This window comes from Pseudomonas sp. GW821-FHT03A09 (genome assembly GCF_059421065.1).
This window is the reverse complement of sequence record NZ_JBWKUX010000016.1, coordinates 74,358-92,467: the sequence shown is the minus strand read 5'-3', so window position 1 is coordinate 92,467 and position 18,110 is coordinate 74,358. Positions and strand designations below refer to the sequence as shown.

Sequence of the window (18,110 nt, the reverse complement as noted above, 5' to 3'; positions counted from 1 at the left end):
CGCCTGCGTTATTCGTATGCATCTTCGTAATCAAACGCGATGAAGTAGTCGCTTTCTGAAAGAGCAATTTCATGAGAAAAGTGTTCCTGTATCAGTGATATCCACTCCCGGCGCAGCTCAAACATACCGTTATTGATGTCCTCATTTGGCGACAGCCCAAGCTTGGAAATCACGGAGTAGTCGTCTCCTAAGTCCGCTGAGTCCTCTGTACCGCTTAGACACTCGGTGGTTCTGTCGAACCATTCCAGTCTCACTTTTAGTCCCATGTATCCCTCACAGATATTTTTTGATGTTTCGTTTTTTCTTCGGCCCTTTTAGCTGCTCACCGGTTATGTGGTTGAACGCACCTATATGGCTCCCATCGCTTGCTAGATAAACTTCCAACTCCCCATGTTGGGAGTCCCACTCATAGATCCTCCGGCCTTTTTCCTCGATCCAGCGCTCTCTCAGGCCGGCGCCTCCTTGTCTGGGAGTCATGGGTTTTGCTTTTATCAGGCTCTCAAAGCCAGTTATTTGTTCAGTACTCGGAGCCTTGTGGTACTTGTGATCTCCAGCCTTAATGCTCACTACCACATACAGTGGCCGAACCCCCGACTCCACCGGGAACACCAGAATAAAATCCCGATACTCCGGTGGATAAACCGGGTTCACCAGAATCTGCGCAGCCTTCTCCGTCGGCGGGTAAATCCACATCACTGGCGCTTGCGGCGCAGCCTCCAGTGCTGGAATGCCAAGCGTGTCGCCAGGATCAATCGCTGGCGTCCAGATCAGCTCTGCTCCCTCACCCAAATCCACCATAAACCGCTCGCCACGGCGTTGGAACTGCACCACATCAATCATCTGCCAATCGGCGTTGTTGCCCGTGTAAAACCCATACCCCTTGAGCGTGCCATCCTCACGTTGTTCGACATGCAACCGCATCTGCGACCGTGCCCGTTGCAGTGAGCGCAATTGCTCATCGCTGTAGAGCGCGCTGTCGCCCAGCTCCGATGGCCAAACCAGTGCGACCAAGCCCGCGAGCAGGCCTCCCGCCACGGTTTCGACAGCCACGGCTGCCGAGTCCAACACCGCCGAACGCAATGCCAACTGACCTAACCCAACGGGCAAGGCGCTGCCACTGATCTTGCGCAGGGCTACCACGCCCTGGCTGTCCACTTCGCGCCCACCCAACAGGCTTAAATGGCCGTACTCCTTGATCAGCTCCAGCGGTACGTGGCCGGTGGGGTCGTTATAGCGAATGATGCCGTCGGGCAACTGGCAGGATTTGGTGAAGGTACAACCGGGCAGTTTGGCGGGTGCTGGCTGTTGGGCAGGTGCGGGTTCGAATAAGGCAATCGGCGGTGAAAAGGGCGCCCGCGATGGCTGTGGGGTCAGGATTCGCTGTTTGAGTTGTTCCTCCTCAGTGGGAGGGTAAAAGCGCTCTGACATGACCGGCTCACTTCCTTGTGTGGGGGAGTGAGCCTATGAGGGTGGGGCTAGAGGTTGATGTCGGCTGAGTTCGATGGCATGGGCGGGAAAAGTGGACTGATGCTTGCCGAGCATGTGTCCGTCCTTGTGTGAGCGGCGCAGTAAGCGCCTGCGCCTGTATGACGTTTTGCTCGCGAATCTGTATCTAACGGCCTGCTGTTGGACGCCCTACCATGGCGCCCAACACCGCAACGTTGGCCAAGGGTTTCATGCCGACAGAAGAAAAATCCAGGAGCCAAACAATGCCCGAAATGTCCAACTGGCTGGCCTATGCGCTGATCTCGCTCGGCATGGTGCTGACGCCCGGTCCGAACATGATTTACCTCATCTCCCGCTCGATCTGCCAGGGCCGCACGGCGGGGTTGATTTCCCTGGGCGGCGTGGCGCTGGGTTTTCTGGTTTACATGCTGTGCGCGGCATTGGGCATTACGGCGTTGGTTATGGCCGTGCCGTTTGCCTACGACGCGCTGCGCTTTGGCGGTGCGTTGTATTTGATCTATATGGCCTGGCAGGCGGTCAAACCGGGTGGGCGCTCACCGTTCCAGGTGCGGGACTTGCCCCAGGACAGCCCGCGCAAGCTGTTCACCATGGGCTTGGTGACCAACCTGCTGAACCCCAAGGTGGCGGTGATGTATTTGTCGCTGCTGCCCCAGTTCATCGACCCGAATGGCCATGGCAGTGTGTTGACGCAATCCCTGGTGCTGGGCTTTACACAAATCATGATCAGCGTGAGCGTCAACGCAGTGATCGCCACCATGGCCGGGTCCATCGCGGTATTTTTCGTCACCCGGCCGGGTTGGCAGGTGGTGCAGCGCTGGGTGATGGGCTCGGTGTTGATGGGGTTGGCGGTGCGGATGGCGGTGGAAGGGCGGCGCTAGCTTGTGCTTCACAGAATAGCTTTCAGATAGTCCTTGAGTGCGCTGAGCGGGGTATTGAGTTCATCCAGTGTCGACGCTTGGCGCACGTCCACCGCCAACCGTTGCAGCTCGCGACCCATCACGGTATCGGCGCCGCCCAGGGAGGCGAGCGCCAGTGTCATGCACTCAGCGATCTTCAGTTGAATCCCAACCAAATCCCCCTGCCGCACCAACAACCCAAACACCTCGCGATCATACCCAACCATCACCGGGTCATCCCGCAAAACCGGGCTACCACCCTCAGTTTCGTGCACCAGTTTGAGGGCGAACAACGCAACCGCTTCGAGCAACAATTCCATGGTCCCGCTACCTCCACTGGCGTGCCGGTCACTTTTCGACAGGCGAAAAAAAAGACCTTGAATTTCAAGGTCTTTCTTTAAGATGGTGCCCCGAGGGAGACTCGAACTCCCACTCCTTTCGAAAACGGATTTTGAATCCGCCGCGTCTACCAATTCCGCCATCAGGGCTCAATGGCGGCGAAGTATAGAGATGAGATTACCGTTGGTCAATCACGTTTCATGGTCAATTTTCACTATTTCCGCTAGACTTCCCGGCCCTGCTAGACGAACCCCATCATGCGCGTTGCTGACTTTACTTTTGAGCTCCCTGATTCGCTGATCGCTCGCCACCCTTTGGCCGAGCGTCGCGCCAGTCGACTGCTGACCCTGGACGGGATCAGCGGTGCCCTCGCACACCGTCAATTCACTGATTTGCTTGAGCATTTGCGCCCAGGCGATTTGATGGTGTTCAACAATACCCGGGTGATTCCGGCACGGCTGTTTGGCCAGAAAGCGTCCGGCGGCAAGCTGGAAATTCTGGTGGAGCGGGTGCTGGACAGCCACCGTGTGCTGGCCCATGTGCGCTCGAGCAAGTCGCCGAAACCGGGCTCGTCCATCTTGATCGATGGCGGTGGCGAAGCCGAGATGGTGGCGCGTCATGATGCATTGTTCGAACTCAAGTTCGCCGAGGAAGTGCTGCCGTTGCTGGATCGCGTCGGCCATATGCCGTTGCCTCCTTATATAGACCGCCCCGACGAAGACGCGGACCGCGAACGCTATCAGACGGTGTATTCCCAGCGCCTCGGTGCGGTGGCTGCGCCGACTGCCGGGCTGCATTTCGACCAACCGCTGCTGGATGCGATTGCCGCCAAGGGCGTCGAGACCGCCTATGTAACCCTGCACGTGGGGGCCGGCACTTTTCAGCCGGTGCGTGTGGATAAGATCGAAGACCACCATATGCACAGCGAATGGCTGGAAGTCAGCCAGGAAGTCGTCGATGCCGTTCAAGCGTGCAAGGCGCGCGGCGGTCGTGTGGTGGCGGTTGGCACCACCAGCGTGCGCTCCCTGGAGAGCGCGGCGCGCGATGGCGTGCTCAAGCCGTTCAGTGGCGACACCGATATCTTTATTTTCCCAGGTCGGCCGTTCCATGTGGTCGATTGCCTGGTCACCAACTTCCATTTGCCGGAATCCACGCTGTTGATGCTGGTGTCGGCATTTGCCGGTTACCCGGAAACCATGGCCGCTTATCAAGCCGCCATCGCCAACGAGTACCGTTTTTTCAGCTACGGTGATGCGATGTTTATCACCCGTAACCCGGCGCCACGCGGCCCAGAGGAACAACTATGAGTCGTATGTCGTTTGAATTGCTCGCTACCGACGGCAAGGCCCGTCGTGGTCGCCTGACCTTTCCGCGCGGCACGGTGGAGACCCCGGCCTTCATGCCGGTCGGCACCTATGGCACCGTAAAAGGCATGCTGCCGCGTGACATCGTCGCCACCGGCGCCGAGATCATCCTCGGCAACACCTTCCACCTGTGGCTGCGCCCGGGCACGGAAGTGATCAAGAAGCATGGCGACCTGCATGACTTCATGAAGTGGCAAGGCCCGATCCTGACCGACTCGGGTGGTTTCCAGGTGTTCAGCCTGGGCGCCATGCGCAAGATCAAGGAGGAGGGTGTGACCTTCGCCTCGCCGGTAGACGGTTCCAAAGTGTTCATGGGCCCGGAAGAGTCAATGCAGGTGCAGCGTGACCTGGGCTCCGACATCGTGATGATTTTCGACGAATGCACGCCGTACCCAGCGGATGAAGACGTCGCACGGGTTTCCATGGAGCTGTCGCTGCGTTGGGCCCAGCGTTCGAAGAATGCCCACGGTGATAACACCGCGGCACTGTTCGGCATTGTGCAGGGCGGTATGCATGAAAGCTTGCGCAAACGCTCGCTGGAAGGCTTGGACAAGATCGGCTTCGACGGCCTGGCCATCGGCGGTTTGTCGGTGGGCGAGCCCAAGCACGAGATGATCAAGGTGCTGGATTATCTGCCGGGCCTGATGCCCGCTGACAAACCTCGTTACCTTATGGGCGTTGGCAAACCGGAGGATCTCGTAGAGGGTGTGCGCCGCGGTGTGGACATGTTCGATTGCGTGATGCCAACCCGTAATGCCCGCAATGGGCATCTGTTCATCGATACAGGCGTGCTCAAGATCCGTAACGCGTTCCATCGCCATGATGATTCGCCGCTGGATCCCACCTGTGATTGCTACACCTGCCAGAACTTCTCCCGTGCTTATCTGCACCATCTGGACAAATGCGGGGAAATGCTGGGTAGCATGTTGAATACCATCCACAATTTGCGCCATTACCAAGTCCTGATGGCTGGTTTGCGCGAGGCTATTCAACAGGGTACATTGGCCGCCTTCGTCGATGCCTTCTATGCCAAGCGTGGGCTCCCTGTGCCGCCCTTGGACTGAGTTTTCCGACCCTAAGATTCACTATTTGCAACTGGAGTGCTAAATGAGCTTTTTTATCTCTAACGCCATGGCTGACGCCGCTGCGCCTGCTGCTGCCGGCCCTATGGGCGGTGGTTTCGAGTGGATTTTCCTGGTCGGTTTCCTGGTCATCTTCTACCTGATGATCTGGCGTCCACAGGCAAAGCGCGCCAAAGAGCAGAAAAACCTGCTGGGCAGCCTGCAGAAAGGTGACGAAGTTGTGACCACCGGCGGTATCGCTGGCAAGATCACCAAGGTTTCTGACGCTTTCGTGGTCCTGGAAGTCTCCGACACCGTAGAAATGAAGTTCCAGAAGGGCGCCATCGCCGCCACGCTGCCAAAAGGCACGCTCAAAGCGATCTGAGTAACAACCTTTACCAATCGACGGGGCGCGCAAGGCGCCCCGCGTTATAAGCGGGCGGCGTGATGCTGAACAAATACCCTCTGTGGAAATACGTACTGATCCTGGCGGTGCTGGCGATCGGTTTTATTTATTCCGCTCCCAATCTCTATCCTGATGACCCGGCGATCCAGATCACTGGCGCCAGCACTGCGCTGCAAGTCAATCAGGCTGACCTGGACCGCGCGAGCAAAGCGCTCACTGACGCAGGTATCCAGGTCAAGGCGGCAACATTGGCGGCTGGTGCGAAGGGCGGCTTGTTGCGCCTGACCAAGGCAGAAGACCAATTGCCAGCCAAGGATGTCGTGCGCAAGGCCATGGGTGACGACTACGTAGTCGCGCTCAACCTGGCGCAGACCACCCCGCAATGGCTACGCAGCATTGGCGCGCACCCGATGAAGCTGGGCCTGGACTTGTCCGGTGGTGTGCACTTCCTGCTGGAAGTCGACATGGACAAAGCCCTCGACGCGCGCCTGAAAGTCTACGAAGGCGACGTGAAGAGCCTGCTGCGCAAAGAGAAGTTGCGTTATCGCAGCCTGCCGCAGCTCAACGGCGCCATCCAGCTGGGCTTCTCTGACGAAGCATCCCGCGAACAGGCCCGTGCCCTGATCCGCAAGAATTTCAATGATTTCGACATCGTACCGGCTGACCTGAATGGTCAGGCTGTACTGCGTCTGGCGATGAGCCCGGCCAAGATCGCGGAAATCCGCGAGTACTCCATCAAGCAGAACTTGACCACGGTACGTAACCGCGTCAACGAGCTGGGTGTGGCCGAACCGATCGTTCAGCGCCAGGGCGCCAACCGTATCGTAGTTGAGCTGCCAGGCGTGCAGGACACCGCTGAAGCCAAGCGTATCCTGGGTAAAACGGCCAACCTGGAGTTCCGTCTGGCTGCTGAGCCGGGTGCTACCCGCGCGACTGCCGAGGAGTTCGAGTTCCGCGAAGGCAACCGTCCTCCTGCATTGATCGAGCGTAGCCTGATCATCACCGGTGACCAGGTGACCGACGCCAAGGCTGGCTTCGGCGAGCACGGTACCCCTGAAGTGAACATCCGTCTGGATGGCCACGGTGGTGAACTGATGAGCCGCGCTACGCGCAGCAACGTCGGTCGCAGCATGGCGGTGATCTTCATCGAGCAGCGTCCGGTCACTACCTACACCAAGCAAGTGGTCGACGGTGTCGAGAAAGACGTGCCGGTGCAGACCTTCAAGGAAGAAAAGAAGATCATCAGCCTGGCGACCATCCAGTCGCCGCTGGGTGCTCAATTCCGCATCACTGGCCTGAATGGCCAGGGTGAGTCGTCCGAACTGGCATTGCTGTTGCGTGCTGGTGGCCTGGCGGCTCCGATGTACTTCGCTGAAGAACGTACCATTGGCCCGAGCCTGGGTGCCGACAACATCACCAAGGGTATCGATGCCGCCTTGTGGGGCATGCTGTTCGTTTCCCTGTTCATCATCGCCATCTACCGCTTCTTCGGTATCATCGCCACCGTGGCCCTGGCGGGCAACATGGTGATGCTGCTGGCCCTGATGTCGCTGCTGGGCGCTACACTGACCCTGCCAGGTATCGCCGGTATCGTACTCACCATGGGTATGGCGGTAGACGCCAACGTACTGATCTTCTCGCGGATTCGTGAAGAGATCGCGGCGGGCATGACCGTGCAGCGTGCAATCAACGAAGGCTTCGGCCGGGCATTTACCGCGATTCTCGACTCCAACTTGACCACTTTGCTGGTCGGCGGGATTCTCTTTGCCATGGGCACCGGCCCGGTCAAGGGTTTTGCGGTCACCATGTCCCTCGGTATCTTTACCTCGATGTTCACGGCCATCATGGTGACCCGCGCAATGGTCAACCTGATCTTTGGCGGGCGTGACTTCAAGAAGTTGTGGATTTAAGGGGCTGCCATGTTACGTACAATCAACTTCATGGGCGTTCGCAACATTGCGTTCGGCGTCACCGTGCTCCTTACCGTTCTGGCGTTGTTCAGCTGGTTCCATAAGGGCCTGAACTACGGTCTGGATTTCACCGGCGGTACGCTCATCGAGCTGACCTACGAGAAGCCGGCTGACGTCACCTTGGTGCGCAGTGAGCTGGTCAAGGCTGGCTATCACGAAGCCATCGTGCAGAGCTTCGGTGCAACCACTGACCTGCTGGTGCGTATGCCGGGCGAAGATCCGCAGTTGGGTCACCAGGTAGCCGAGGCCTTGCAGAAGGTCGGCGGCGACAACCCAGCATCGGTCAAGCGCGTCGAGTTCGTGGGCCCGCAAGTGGGTGAAGAGCTGCGCGACCAGGGCGGCCTTGGCATGCTGATGGCGCTGGTCGGCATCATGATCTACCTGGCGTTCCGCTTTCAGTGGAAGTTCGGTGTCGGCGCCATTGTGTCGCTGATCCACGACGTGATCGTGACCGTGGGTATCCTGGCGTACTTCCAGATTACCTTCGACCTGACCGTGCTGGCTGCGGTGCTGGCGATCATTGGTTACTCCCTCAACGACACCATCGTGGTATTCGACCGGGTTCGTGAGAACTTCCGCGTACTGCGCAAGGCGACGTTGATCGAGAACATCAACATCTCCACTACCCAGACCCTGCTGCGGACCATGGCGACGTCGATCTCCACGCTGTTGGCGATTGCGGCGCTGATGATCTTCGGTGGCGACAACCTGTGGGGCTTCTCCCTGGCGCTGTTCATCGGCGTTCTGGCGGGCACCTACTCGTCGATCTACATCGCCAACGTGGTGCTGATCTGGCTGAACCTCAACAGCGAAGACTTGATCCCTCCTGCTGCTACCGGCAAGGAGGTCGACGACCGTCCTTGATGGGCGTTTGTTGATCTGCTGTTACAAAGAAGGCGCGAGTATTGAACTCGCGCCTTTTTTTTTGCTCCAAGGCTGGGTATAGCGCGGACGTTTCAGTCCGCTTGTGATGGTCAGGAGGTTCATGTGAACAAGTCGTTGCTGGTTGGTGCGGTACTGGGTGCTGTCGGTGTGACTGCCGGGGGCGCTGTTGCCACCTACAGCCTGGTAAAAAGCGGCCCTGAGTATGCGCAAGTACTGGCGGTACAGCCGGTCAAAACCCAGATCAAAACGCCGCGTGAGGTCTGCAAAGACGTTGCCGTGACGCGGCAGAAGCCTGTAGAAGATCAGCATCAGATCATCGGCACTGTGGTCGGTGCGCTGGCCGGTGGCTTGTTGGGTAACCAGGTCGGTGGTGGTAATGGCAAGAAACTGGCCACCGTGGCCGGTGCGGTCGGTGGCGGTTACGCTGGTAACAAGGTTCAGGAAGGCATGCAGAACCGCGACACCTACACCACCACACAAACTCGCTGTAATACCGTTAATGACATCAGTGACAAGGTTGTCGGCTATGACGTGCGTTACAACCTGGATGGCAAGGAAGGCACCGTGCGTATGGAGCGTGATCCTGGTAGCCAGATTCCAGTCGACAAAGAAGGTCGACTGATTCTCGGCCAGAACCAGTAGTAATCCCGAGCCTTGTATCGCTCAAATGTGGGCTGTGTTTGGTTCATTTGTATTGGGTTTTTCCCTGATCCCAGGCATAAAAAAAGCACCCCGAGGGGTGCTTTTTTGTGCTCGCTCACTTAGCGCTTCAGCGAAGCCGGCAGGTGCGGCTGGATCGCCGTCAGTACTGCCTTGAAGCATTTGGTGTTACCGGCAACGACGTGGCCTTTTTCCAGGAAGTCGTGACCGCCGGTGAAGTCGCTCACCAGGCCGCCGGCCTCTTGGATCAACAGGGCGCCAGCAGCCATGTCCCACTCGGACAGGCCCGACTCCCAGAACGCATCAAACCGACCGGCGGCAACGTAGGCCAGGTCCAAGCTCGCTGCGCCTGCGCGACGGATGCCGGCAGTCTGGCCAACCAGGGCGCGGAACATGCCCAGGTAGTTTTCCAGGTTATCCATCTGGTCGTCACGGAAAGGGAAACCGGTACCCAGCAGGGCGCCGTCCAGGCTGGTGCGGCCGCTGACGCGCAGGCGACGACCATTCAGCTGGGCGCCACGGCCACGGCTGGCGGTGAATTCTTCTTGGCGGACTGGGTCCAGAACAACGGCGTGTTCCAGGCGGCCACGGTATTTGCACGCGATGCTCACGGCAAAGTGCGGGATACCGCGCAGGAAGTTTGTGGTGCCATCCAGTGGGTCGATGATCCACAGGTAGTCTTCGCCTTCGCCGCTACCTTTGTGCAGGCCGGTTTCTTCGCCGAGGATGCCGTGGGTAGGGTAGGCCTTGCGCAGCGCGTCGATGATTTTCTGTTCGGCGGCGCGATCCACCTCGGATACATAATCCTTGGCGTCTTTTTCGTCGACCTTGATGGTATCCAGGCGCTCGATGGAGCGGAAGATCAATTCACTGGCGCTGCGGGCGGCGCGCAGCGCGATATTCAGCATGGGCTGCATGGATGTGTCACCTAAGGTTGTTAAAGAAAGCCGGGCATTCTAGCAGAAACTTTCTTCAGGTGAAGGACGACGTTAGCTTTCATGGCATAACCTTAGGCTGTTCTGTAAGATTTGCTCCCCTTTCCCGTGTCCGAGAGCGCCTCCCTTGCTGCAAAACATTCGTGTCGTCTTGGTCAATACCAGTCATCCCGGCAACATCGGCGGGGTGGCGCGAGCCATGAAAAACATGGGGCTGACGCGCCTGGTGCTGGTCGAACCGCGTGTGTTCCCGCACCACGAGGCCGATGCCCGTGCATCCGGCGCCAATGACATCCTTGAAAAAGCCCAGGTCGTCGCCACCTTAGAAGACGCCTTGGTCGGCTGCAACCTGGTGCTCGGCACCAGTGCCCGCGATCGCCGTATCCCTTGGCCGCTGCTGGACCCGCGTGAATGCGGTTCCAAAGTGGTGGAGGAGGCGGCCGGAGGTGCTGAAATCGCCCTGGTATTCGGTCGTGAAGATTCCGGCCTGACCAATGAAGAGCTGCAGCGATGTCATTACCACGTGCACATTCCATCAGACCCGGAGTTCAGTTCGCTGAACCTTGGGGCGGCGGTGCAAGTGCTGACCTACGAAGTGCGCATGGCCTGGCTGGCGGCGGCTGGCCAACCAAGCAAAGTGGAGAAGGAAGAGGTCGCATCGACCAAGAGTGGCGAATTGGCCACTATGGATGAGCTGGAGCGTTTCTATGAACACCTGGAACAAACCCTGGTGGCCATCGAGTTCCTCGATCCCGAAAAACCACGGCACTTGATGGCGCGCCTGCGTCGCCTGTACGGGCGCAGCTCGGTCAGTCGAGCAGAAATGAATATATTGCGTGGCATCCTCACGGAAACCCAAAAAGCGGCCCGTGGTGAGCTTCTTAAGCGGAAGGATTAAAAATGTTCGAGCGTTTGCGAGAAGATATCCAGAGTGTTTTCCACCGTGACCCGGCGGCGCGCAACGCCTTTGAAGTGCTGACTTGCTATCCAGGCATGCATGCAATCTGGATTCACCGCCTGTCCGCTGCCCTGTGGGGTATGGGCTGGAAATGGCTGGCGCGGCTGGTGTCGAACTTTGGTCGTTGGTTGACTGGGATCGAGATTCATCCGGGAGCCAAGGTGGGGCGCCGCTTCTTTATCGACCACGGCATGGGCATCGTCATTGGTGAAACAGCCGAGATTGGTGATGATGTGACCCTTTATCAGGGTGTGACGCTGGGTGGTACCACTTGGAACAAAGGCAAGCGCCACCCGACGCTGGGTGATGGCGTTGTGGTGGGGGCAGGGGCCAAGGTACTCGGTCCTTTCACTGTGGGGGCGGGTGCCAAGGTCGGTTCCAATGCGGTGGTGACCAAGGCTGTTCCTCCAGGCGCTACGGTTGTCGGTATCCCTGGTCGAATCATCGTCAAGCCGGAAGTGGGTGATGAGCAGGAGGCCAAGCGTAAGGCCATGGCTGAGAAGATTGGCTTCGATGCCTACGGCGTCAGCGAGGACATGCCTGACCCGGTGGCGCGCGCCATCGGCCAGTTGCTCGATCACTTGCAGGCGGTGGATGGCAAGCTGGATGGTATGTGTGGTGCGCTGAAGGATCTCGGCAGCCCCTACTGTGCCAAAGAGTTGCCAGAGTTGCGCGAAGAGGACTTTGCCGAGATCAAGGATGAAGCCGGTGCCACCAAGGCTGGCTAGATTTCAAGACTGGTAAAATCCCTGTGGGAGCTGGCTTGCCTGCGATAGCGGTCTGCCGGCCACCTTTTGAGCCGCTGATCCACCGCAATCGCAGGCAAGCCAGCTCCTACATTTGATCTCCATTGGTCTTGAGATTGAGGGTTGGCCCTGTTCCCGCTGTTCGTCCCCACCCCATCCTGCTATGATTCGCGCGCCCTTTTTACGGGTAATCCTGACTAAAGTACTAGGTCTTATAGTTGACTTAAATACTCGGGAATCGCATACTCGCTCCCATTCTGAAACACCTTGGTACTTGTCCATGAGACTGACTACAAAAGGCCGATACGCGGTGACCGCCATGCTTGACTTGGCCTTGCACGCGCAAACTGGGCCGGTGTCCCTGGCCGATATCTCCGAGCGCCAAGGCATTTCCCTGTCCTACCTCGAGCAACTGTTTGCCAAATTGCGCCGTAGCAACTTGGTTTCCAGTGTGCGTGGGCCGGGTGGCGGTTACCAGCTGTCCCGCGATATGCAGGGCATCCAGGTAGCCCAGGTGATCGACGCGGTGAACGAATCCGTTGATGCCACCAAATGCCAGGGTCTGGGTGACTGCCACGCCGGCGACACCTGCCTGACGCACCACCTGTGGTGTGACTTGAGTCTGCAGATCCATGAGTTTTTGAGTGGTATCAGCTTGGCTGATCTTGTGACTCGCCGTGAGGTGCAAGAAGTAGCCCAGCGTCAGGACCAGCGCCGTTGCAACACCAAGGCGCCGCGTCTGGACAAGATTGAAGCGTCCGCCGTCGAGTGACAGCCGAAGAGCTAACGGCACGCCAGCCAGCCTGATTTAGGAGAAAGTCCATGAAATTGCCGATTTACCTTGATTACTCAGCGACCACCCCGGTTGATCCGCGTGTCGCGCAAAAGATGAGCGAATGCCTGCTGGTTGACGGAAACTTCGGCAACCCGGCCTCCCGTTCCCACGTATTCGGCTGGAAAGCCGAGGAAGCGGTCGAGAACGCTCGTCGCCAAGTCGCCGATCTGGTCAACGCCGATCCACGCGAAATCGTCTGGACCTCGGGCGCCACCGAATCCGACAACCTGGCAATCAAGGGCGCCGCGCATTTCTACGCGACCAAAGGCAAGCACCTGATCACCACCAAGATTGAGCACAAGGCTGTCCTGGACACCATGCGCCAACTGGAGCGTGAAGGTTTCGAGGTCACCTACCTTGAGCCAACCACCGACGGTATCGTCACCCCGGCCATGATCGAAGCGGCCCTGCGTGAAGACACCATCCTGGTTTCCGTGATTCACGTGAACAACGAAATCGGCACCATCAACGACATCGCAGCCATCGGCGAGCTGACCCGCTCCAAAGGTGTGTTGCTGCACGTCGACGCCGCTCAGTCCACTGGCAAGGTCGATATCGACCTGTCGAAACTGAAAGTCGACCTGATGTCGTTCTCTGCCCACAAGACCTATGGTCCTAAAGGCATCGGCGCCCTGTACGTGAGCCGTAAACCGCGTGTGCGTATCGAAGCCACCATGCACGGCGGCGGTCACGAGCGCGGCATGCGTTCGGGCACCCTGGCGACCCACCAGATCGTCGGCATGGGCGAAGCCTTCCGTGTAGCCAAGGAAGACATGGCTGCCGAAAACGTGCGCATCAAGGCCCTGAGCGATCGCTTCTACAAGCAGGTCGAGAACCTTGAAGAGCTGTACATCAACGGCAGCATGACCGCCCGTGTACCGCACAACCTGAATTTGAGCTTCAACTACGTCGAAGGCGAGTCGCTGATCATGGCGCTCAAGGACCTGGCAGTTTCGTCCGGTTCGGCCTGCACCTCGGCCTCCCTTGAGCCTTCGTATGTACTGCGTGCCCTGGGCCGCAACGACGAGCTGGCACACAGCTCGATCCGCTTTACCTTCGGCCGCTTCACCACTGAAGAGCAAGTCGACTACGCCGCGCAGAAAGTCTGCGAAGCCGTCAACAAGCTGCGCACTCTGTCGCCGCTGTGGGACATGTTCAAAGACGGTGTCGATATTTCCAAGATCGAGTGGGCGGCACACTAAATATAGAAGCCGCCACCCAAGCTCTGTAGGAACGTGGCGGAAAACGCAGGCGTTTCTACAGGGTTCCAGAGCGGCCCTGATGAGTGAGGATTCAGTACCATGGCTTACAGCGAAAAGGTCATCGACCACTACGAAAACCCGCGCAACGTCGGCAAGATGAACGCGGAAGACCCTGATGTCGGCACCGGCATGGTCGGCGCTCCGGCGTGCGGTGATGTGATGCGCCTGCAGATCAAGGTCAACGAGCAGGGCATCATCGAAGATGCCAAGTTCAAGACGTATGGCTGCGGTTCGGCTATCGCCTCCAGCTCCCTGGCGACCGAGTGGATGAAAGGCAAGACTCTGGATGAAGCAGAGACCATCAAGAACACTCAGCTGGCCGAAGAACTGGCCTTGCCGCCAGTGAAAATTCACTGCTCCGTACTCGCAGAGGATGCCATCAAGGCAGCCGTTCGCGACTACAAGCAGAAGAAAGGCTTGATCTAAGCATTTGGCGACGAGTAAGGAGTCAACGATGGCTATCAGCATGACGGAAGCGGCTGCACGGCACGTGCGGCGCTCCCTGGATGGGCGCGGTAAAGGTGAGGGGATTCGTCTGGGTGTGCGCACCACAGGCTGTTCCGGCCTTGCCTATGTGCTGGAGTTCGTCGACGAGGTGGTTGCGGAAGACCAGGTCTTCGAAAGTCACGGCGAGAAAGTGATCATCGATCCTAAAAGCCTGACTTATCTCGACGGCACCGAGCTCGATTTCGTCAAGGAAGGGTTGAACGAAGGCTTCAAGTTCAACAACCCCAACGTGCGCGGTGAGTGTGGCTGCGGCGAAAGCTTCAACATCTGAGGCTATTTGTGGGTACTCCTTGTCATTTCGCTTTATTCGAGCTGCAGCCGAGCTTTCGGCTGGACCTTGAGCAGCTCGCCACGCGCTATCGAGAATTGGCGCGTGGGGTGCATCCGGACCGCTTCGCTGATGCTTCCGAGCGTGAGCAACGCCTGGCGCTGGAGCAGTCGGCCAGCCTCAACGAGGCCTATCAGACTCTCAAAAGTCCTCCGAAGCGTGCGCGTTACCTGCTCGCGATGAAGGGGGGCGAGTTGCCATTGGAAGTCACGGTGCACGATCCGGATTTCCTGATGCAGCAGATGCAGTGGCGCGAAGAACTCGAAGACTTGCAGGACGAAGCCGATCTGGCAGGTGTCGCAGTCTTCAAGCGTCGTCTGAAAGTGGCCCAGGATGAGCTCAACGAAAGCTTCGCAGCCTGTTGGGATGACGCAGCGCAACGTGAGCAGGCCGAGCGCCTGATGCGGCGCATGCAGTTCCTCGACAAGCTCACCTACGAAGTGCGCCAGCTAGAAGAGCGCCTCGACGATTAACCCAGTGTGCTGCCCGTGATGCACGCCTGATAGACAGATAAGACCTGATTACCATGGCCCTACTGCAAATCGCCGAACCCGGCCAAAGCCCTCAACCACACCAGCGTCGCCTGGCGGTCGGGATTGACCTGGGCACCACCAATTCCCTGGTTGCTGCCTTGCGCAGCGGCCTGTCCGAGCCGCTGCCCGACGCCGATGGCCAGGTGATCCTGCCCTCTGCCGTGCGCTATCACGCTGATCGCACCGAAGTCGGTGAGTCGGCCAAGCGGGCAGCGTCTGCCGATCCGTTGAATACCGTGCTGTCGGTCAAGCGCTTGATGGGTCGTGGGCTGTCCGACGTCAAGCAATTGGGTGATCAACTGCCTTACCGCTTTGTCGGCGGCGAATCCCACATGCCATTTATCGACACCGTACAAGGCCCGAAAAGCCCTGTGGAAGTGTCAGCCGAAATTCTCAAGGTACTGCGCCAGCGTGCGGAAACCACTTTGGGTGGCGAACTGGTCGGTGCGGTGATCACGGTTCCGGCCTATTTCGACGACGCCCAGCGCCAAGCCACCAAGGATGCGGCAAAACTCGCCGGCCTGAATGTGCTGCGCTTGCTCAACGAGCCGACAGCCGCCGCCGTGGCCTATGGCCTGGATCAGCACGCCGAGGGCCTGGTTGCGATCTATGACCTGGGCGGCGGCACCTTTGATATCTCGATCCTGCGCCTGACCGGCGGCGTCTTTGAAGTGTTGGCGACCGGTGGCGACAGCGCCCTGGGCGGCGATGACTTCGATCACGCTATCGCTGGCTGGATCATCACCAGCGCCGGCTTGTCGGCCGACCTGGACCCGGGCGCCCAGCGCAACTTGCTGCAAGCCGCCTGCGCCGCCAAAGAAGCTCTGACTGATGCGGCATCTGTTGAAGTGTCCTACGGCAACTGGTCGGCCCGGCTGACTCGCGAAGCCTTCGATTCGTTGATCGAACCGATGGTCGCCCGCAGTCTTAAAGCCTGCCGTCGCGCTGTGCGTGATTCCGGTGTCGAGCTGGAAAATGTGGGTGCCGTGGTCATGGTCGGCGGTTCTACCCGCGTACCACGTGTTCGCGAGGCAGTGGCCGAAGCTTTTGGTCGTCAGCCGCTGACGGAAATCGACCCGGATCAAGTCGTTGCCATCGGCGCTGCAATCCAGGCCGACACGTTGGCGGGCAACAAGCGTGATGGTGGCGAACTGCTCCTGCTTGACGTGATTCCGTTGTCCCTGGGGCTGGAAACCATGGGCGGCCTGATGGAGAAGGTGATTCCACGCAATACCACCATCCCCGTCGCCCGTGCCCAGGACTTCACCACCTACAAAGATGGCCAGACGGCCATGATGATCCACGTGCTGCAAGGCGAGCGCGAGCTGATCAGCGATTGCCGATCCCTGGCGCGCTTCGAATTGCGCGGCATCCCGGCGATGGTGGCGGGTGCTGCGAAGATTCGCGTGACCTTCCAGGTTGACGCCGACGGCCTGCTGAATGTGGCTGCGCGTGAGCTGGGCTCGGGCGTTGAGGCCAGCATCCAGGTCAAGCCGTCCTACGGTCTGACCGACGGCGAAATCGCCAAGATGCTCAAGGACTCGTTCCAGTATGCCGGTGACGACAAGGTCGCCCGCGTGCTGCGTGAGCAGCAAGTGGATGCCCAGCGCCTGCTTGAAGCTGTGCAGGGCGCCTTGGACGTCGATGGCGAACGTCTGCTGGATGCCGAAGAGCGTATGGTCATCGACCTGCAGATGCAGGAACTGGCCGAACTGATGAAGGGCACCGATGGTTATGCCATCGAGCAGCAGACCAAGCGTCTGTCGCAAGTGACCGATGCTTTTGCTGCCCGCCGCATGGATCAGACGGTGAAAGCCGCACTGGCCGGGCGCAACCTGAATGAAATCGAGGAATAATTAATGCCGCAGGTCATTTTTCTGCCACACGCCGAGCATTGCCCGGACGGTATGGTTGTGGAGGCTGAGACCGGCAAGTCCATCCTCGAAGTTGCCCATGACAACCACATCGAAATCGAGAGTGCCTGCGGCGGTGTCTGCGCTTGCACTACCTGCCATTGCATCATTCGTGAGGGTTTCAACTCCCTTGAAGAAGCGGATGAGCTGGAGGAGGACTTTCTTGATCGGGCATGGGGCCTTGAGGCGCAATCGCGCCTAAGCTGTCAGGCAAAGGTCGGGACGGAAGACATCACTGTCGAAATTCCGAAGTATTCGCTCAACCATGCTGCCGAAGCGCCGCATTGATTCAAGGAAATGTCATGAGCCTGAAATGGGTTGATGTACAAGAAATCGCCATTCTGTTGGCTGATGGTCATCCGGATCTGGACCCCTATTCGCTGAACTTTGTCGCTTTGCGTGACATGGTCATCGCTTTGCCGGGGTTTGAAGATGAGCGGGATCGCGGTGGCGAGAAGGTCCTGGAGGCTATCCAGACTGCCTGGAAAGAAGAACAGGACTGACGCCTCCCTTACGCAGTTAGGCAATACCCAATAACCCGCGTATAATTCGCGGGTTTAATTTTTCGTAAATTACCGTTTCTGGAGTTACACCATGGCTGTTCAACGTACTTTCTCCATCATCAAGCCTGACGCTGTTGCAAAAAACGTCATCGGCGAGATCACCACTCGTTTCGAAAAAGCCGGCCTGAAGGTTGTAGCTTCGAAACTCAAGCAACTGTCCAAGGCTGAAGCTGAAGGCTTCTACGCTGAGCACAGCGCTCGTGGCTTCTTCGGCGACCTGGTTGCCTTCATGATCTCCGGTCCTGTTGTTGTTCAGGTTCTGGAAGGCGAAAACGCTATCGCTCTGAACCGTGAGCTGATGGGCGCTACCAACCCTAAAGAAGCAGCTGCCGGCACCATCCGTGCTGACTTCGCTGAGTCCATCGACGCCAACGCTGTTCACGGTTCGGACTCCGAAGCCGCTGCTGCTCGCGAAATCGCTTACTTTTTCGCTGCTACTGAAGTAACCGCTCGCTAAGCATCGGCTTAAAGAGTGAGGGTGA

At 58.5% G+C, this 18,110-nt stretch carries 22 protein-coding genes and 1 tRNA gene; 18 read left to right on the top strand and 5 right to left on the bottom strand.

Annotated features, from left to right (window positions below):
* Positions 1-8 precede the first annotated feature (8 nt).
* Positions 9-266, bottom strand: a complete 258-nt coding sequence (locus AC07V4_RS23965) for a colicin E3-like toxin immunity protein (RefSeq protein ID WP_492638343.1) — start codon at positions 264-266, stop codon at positions 9-11.
* Positions 267-273: 7 nt separating this feature from the next.
* Positions 274-1,428, bottom strand: a complete 1,155-nt coding sequence (locus AC07V4_RS23960) for an S-type pyocin domain-containing protein (RefSeq protein ID WP_492638342.1) — start codon at positions 1,426-1,428, stop codon at positions 274-276.
* 281 nt (positions 1,429-1,709) lie between these two features.
* Here AC07V4_RS23960 and AC07V4_RS23955 point away from each other — a divergent pair, with 281 nt between their 5' ends.
* Entirely contained in the window at positions 1,710-2,345 is a 636-nt protein-coding gene (locus tag AC07V4_RS23955) for a LysE family translocator (protein WP_431751648.1), read from the top strand.
* An 8-nt stretch (positions 2,346-2,353) separates the two neighbouring features.
* Here the strand turns inward: AC07V4_RS23955 and AC07V4_RS23950 are convergent, their stop codons facing one another.
* Together AC07V4_RS23950 and AC07V4_RS23945 are read right to left on the bottom strand one after the other, a co-directional pair.
* A complete protein-coding gene (locus AC07V4_RS23950) occupies positions 2,354-2,683 on the bottom strand; it encodes a hypothetical protein (RefSeq protein ID WP_492638341.1) in 330 nt (109 codons plus the stop codon).
* 83 nt (positions 2,684-2,766) lie between these two features.
* A tRNA-Leu gene (locus AC07V4_RS23945) sits at positions 2,767-2,851 on the bottom strand.
* A gap of 108 nt (positions 2,852-2,959) precedes the next feature.
* Between AC07V4_RS23945 and queA the strand changes: the two genes are divergently transcribed.
* The 6 genes from queA (at position 2,960) to AC07V4_RS23915 (ending at position 9,030) form a co-directional block, all read left to right on the top strand.
* On the top strand, positions 2,960-4,009 hold the full coding sequence (gene queA, locus AC07V4_RS23940) for a tRNA preQ1(34) S-adenosylmethionine ribosyltransferase-isomerase QueA (RefSeq protein WP_492638340.1): 1,050 nt from the start codon (positions 2,960-2,962) through the stop codon (positions 4,007-4,009).
* A 5-nt stretch (positions 4,010-4,014) separates the two neighbouring features.
* A complete protein-coding gene (gene tgt, locus AC07V4_RS23935; RefSeq protein ID WP_010565220.1) occupies positions 4,015-5,130 on the top strand; it encodes a tRNA guanosine(34) transglycosylase Tgt in 1,116 nt (371 codons plus the stop codon).
* 43 nt (positions 5,131-5,173) lie between these two features.
* On the top strand, positions 5,174-5,512 hold the full coding sequence (gene yajC, locus AC07V4_RS23930; protein WP_003175975.1) for a preprotein translocase subunit YajC: 339 nt from the start codon (positions 5,174-5,176) through the stop codon (positions 5,510-5,512).
* 62 nt (positions 5,513-5,574) lie between these two features.
* Complete coding sequence (gene secD / locus AC07V4_RS23925; protein WP_492638339.1) at positions 5,575-7,443, top strand: protein translocase subunit SecD; 1,869 nt, start codon at positions 5,575-5,577, stop codon at positions 7,441-7,443.
* A 9-nt stretch (positions 7,444-7,452) separates the two neighbouring features.
* Positions 7,453-8,367 carry a protein translocase subunit SecF gene (secF, locus tag AC07V4_RS23920; RefSeq protein ID WP_431751416.1) on the top strand — a complete coding sequence of 305 codons (915 nt, stop codon included), beginning with the start codon at positions 7,453-7,455 and terminating at the stop codon, positions 8,365-8,367.
* 123 nt (positions 8,368-8,490) lie between these two features.
* A complete protein-coding gene (locus AC07V4_RS23915) occupies positions 8,491-9,030 on the top strand; it encodes a glycine zipper 2TM domain-containing protein (RefSeq protein WP_492638338.1) in 540 nt (179 codons plus the stop codon).
* A 119-nt stretch (positions 9,031-9,149) separates the two neighbouring features.
* Here the strand turns inward: AC07V4_RS23915 and suhB are convergent, their stop codons facing one another.
* Positions 9,150-9,965 carry a type III secretion system regulator SuhB gene (gene suhB, locus AC07V4_RS23910; protein ID WP_003175971.1) on the bottom strand — a complete coding sequence of 272 codons (816 nt, stop codon included), beginning with the start codon at positions 9,963-9,965 and terminating at the stop codon, positions 9,150-9,152.
* 145 nt (positions 9,966-10,110) lie between these two features.
* Between suhB and trmJ the strand changes: the two genes are divergently transcribed.
* The 11 genes from trmJ (at position 10,111) to ndk (ending at position 18,085) form a co-directional block, all read left to right on the top strand.
* Positions 10,111-10,881, top strand: a complete 771-nt coding sequence (gene trmJ, locus AC07V4_RS23905) for a tRNA (cytosine(32)/uridine(32)-2'-O)-methyltransferase TrmJ (RefSeq protein ID WP_492638337.1) — start codon at positions 10,111-10,113, stop codon at positions 10,879-10,881.
* 2 nt (positions 10,882-10,883) lie between these two features.
* Positions 10,884-11,669: a serine O-acetyltransferase gene (gene cysE, locus AC07V4_RS23900; RefSeq protein WP_492638336.1), complete on the top strand. Its 786-nt coding sequence runs from the start codon at positions 10,884-10,886 to the stop codon at positions 11,667-11,669.
* Between the two features lie 298 nt (positions 11,670-11,967).
* Entirely contained in the window at positions 11,968-12,459 is a 492-nt protein-coding gene (iscR, locus tag AC07V4_RS23895; RefSeq protein ID WP_003194020.1) for a Fe-S cluster assembly transcriptional regulator IscR, read from the top strand.
* A 50-nt stretch (positions 12,460-12,509) separates the two neighbouring features.
* Positions 12,510-13,724 (top strand): IscS subfamily cysteine desulfurase, encoded by a 1,215-nt coding sequence (locus tag AC07V4_RS23890; protein WP_431752330.1) that lies wholly within the window; start codon positions 12,510-12,512, stop codon positions 13,722-13,724.
* A gap of 99 nt (positions 13,725-13,823) precedes the next feature.
* A complete protein-coding gene (iscU, locus tag AC07V4_RS23885) occupies positions 13,824-14,210 on the top strand; it encodes a Fe-S cluster assembly scaffold IscU (protein WP_007929523.1) in 387 nt (128 codons plus the stop codon).
* Between the two features lie 28 nt (positions 14,211-14,238).
* Positions 14,239-14,562, top strand: coding sequence for an iron-sulfur cluster assembly protein IscA (iscA, locus tag AC07V4_RS23880; RefSeq protein ID WP_010565230.1), 324 nt, complete (start codon positions 14,239-14,241; stop codon positions 14,560-14,562).
* An 8-nt stretch (positions 14,563-14,570) separates the two neighbouring features.
* Positions 14,571-15,092 carry a co-chaperone HscB gene (hscB, locus tag AC07V4_RS23875; protein ID WP_123715337.1) on the top strand — a complete coding sequence of 174 codons (522 nt, stop codon included), beginning with the start codon at positions 14,571-14,573 and terminating at the stop codon, positions 15,090-15,092.
* Positions 15,093-15,145: 53 nt separating this feature from the next.
* Positions 15,146-17,008 (top strand): Fe-S protein assembly chaperone HscA, encoded by a 1,863-nt coding sequence (hscA, locus tag AC07V4_RS23870; protein WP_492638335.1) that lies wholly within the window; start codon positions 15,146-15,148, stop codon positions 17,006-17,008.
* Positions 17,009-17,011: 3 nt separating this feature from the next.
* The gene (gene fdx / locus AC07V4_RS23865; RefSeq protein WP_032890689.1) at positions 17,012-17,353 is read left to right on the top strand and encodes an ISC system 2Fe-2S type ferredoxin; all 342 of its coding nucleotides are present in this window, start codon (positions 17,012-17,014) and stop codon (positions 17,351-17,353) included.
* A gap of 14 nt (positions 17,354-17,367) precedes the next feature.
* Positions 17,368-17,568, top strand: a complete 201-nt coding sequence (gene iscX, locus AC07V4_RS23860) for a Fe-S cluster assembly protein IscX (protein WP_492638334.1) — start codon at positions 17,368-17,370, stop codon at positions 17,566-17,568.
* 91 nt (positions 17,569-17,659) lie between these two features.
* Positions 17,660-18,085: a nucleoside-diphosphate kinase gene (gene ndk / locus AC07V4_RS23855; RefSeq protein WP_060754319.1), complete on the top strand. Its 426-nt coding sequence runs from the start codon at positions 17,660-17,662 to the stop codon at positions 18,083-18,085.
* Positions 18,086-18,110 lie beyond the last annotated feature (25 nt).

Excerpts from the sequence above, each read along its gene's own strand:
- AC07V4_RS23950 (WP_492638341.1), bottom strand. The coding sequence starts at position 2,683 with ATGGAATTGTTGCTCGAAGCGGTTGCGTTGTTCGCCCTCAAACTGGTG.
- secF (WP_431751416.1), top strand. The coding sequence starts at position 7,453 with ATGTTACGTACAATCAACTTCATGGGCGTTCGCAACATTGCGTTCGGC.
- AC07V4_RS23965 (WP_492638343.1), bottom strand. The coding sequence starts at position 266 with ATGGGACTAAAAGTGAGACTGGAATGGTTCGACAGAACCACCGAGTGT.
- AC07V4_RS23955 (WP_431751648.1), top strand. The coding sequence starts at position 1,710 with ATGCCCGAAATGTCCAACTGGCTGGCCTATGCGCTGATCTCGCTCGGC.
- iscR (WP_003194020.1), top strand. The coding sequence starts at position 11,968 with ATGAGACTGACTACAAAAGGCCGATACGCGGTGACCGCCATGCTTGAC.
- suhB (WP_003175971.1), bottom strand. The coding sequence starts at position 9,965 with ATGCAGCCCATGCTGAATATCGCGCTGCGCGCCGCCCGCAGCGCCAGT.
- iscA (WP_010565230.1), top strand. The coding sequence starts at position 14,239 with ATGGCTATCAGCATGACGGAAGCGGCTGCACGGCACGTGCGGCGCTCC.
- cysE (WP_492638336.1), top strand. The coding sequence starts at position 10,884 with ATGTTCGAGCGTTTGCGAGAAGATATCCAGAGTGTTTTCCACCGTGAC.
- queA (WP_492638340.1), top strand. The coding sequence starts at position 2,960 with ATGCGCGTTGCTGACTTTACTTTTGAGCTCCCTGATTCGCTGATCGCT.
- yajC (WP_003175975.1), top strand. The coding sequence starts at position 5,174 with ATGAGCTTTTTTATCTCTAACGCCATGGCTGACGCCGCTGCGCCTGCT.
- tgt (WP_010565220.1), top strand. The coding sequence starts at position 4,015 with ATGTCGTTTGAATTGCTCGCTACCGACGGCAAGGCCCGTCGTGGTCGC.
- ndk (WP_060754319.1), top strand. The coding sequence starts at position 17,660 with ATGGCTGTTCAACGTACTTTCTCCATCATCAAGCCTGACGCTGTTGCA.
- iscX (WP_492638334.1), top strand. The coding sequence starts at position 17,368 with ATGAGCCTGAAATGGGTTGATGTACAAGAAATCGCCATTCTGTTGGCT.
- iscU (WP_007929523.1), top strand. The coding sequence starts at position 13,824 with ATGGCTTACAGCGAAAAGGTCATCGACCACTACGAAAACCCGCGCAAC.
- hscA (WP_492638335.1), top strand. The coding sequence starts at position 15,146 with ATGGCCCTACTGCAAATCGCCGAACCCGGCCAAAGCCCTCAACCACAC.
- secD (WP_492638339.1), top strand. The coding sequence starts at position 5,575 with ATGCTGAACAAATACCCTCTGTGGAAATACGTACTGATCCTGGCGGTG.
- fdx (WP_032890689.1), top strand. The coding sequence starts at position 17,012 with ATGCCGCAGGTCATTTTTCTGCCACACGCCGAGCATTGCCCGGACGGT.
- AC07V4_RS23890 (WP_431752330.1), top strand. The coding sequence starts at position 12,510 with ATGAAATTGCCGATTTACCTTGATTACTCAGCGACCACCCCGGTTGAT.
- AC07V4_RS23960 (WP_492638342.1), bottom strand. The coding sequence starts at position 1,428 with ATGTCAGAGCGCTTTTACCCTCCCACTGAGGAGGAACAACTCAAACAG.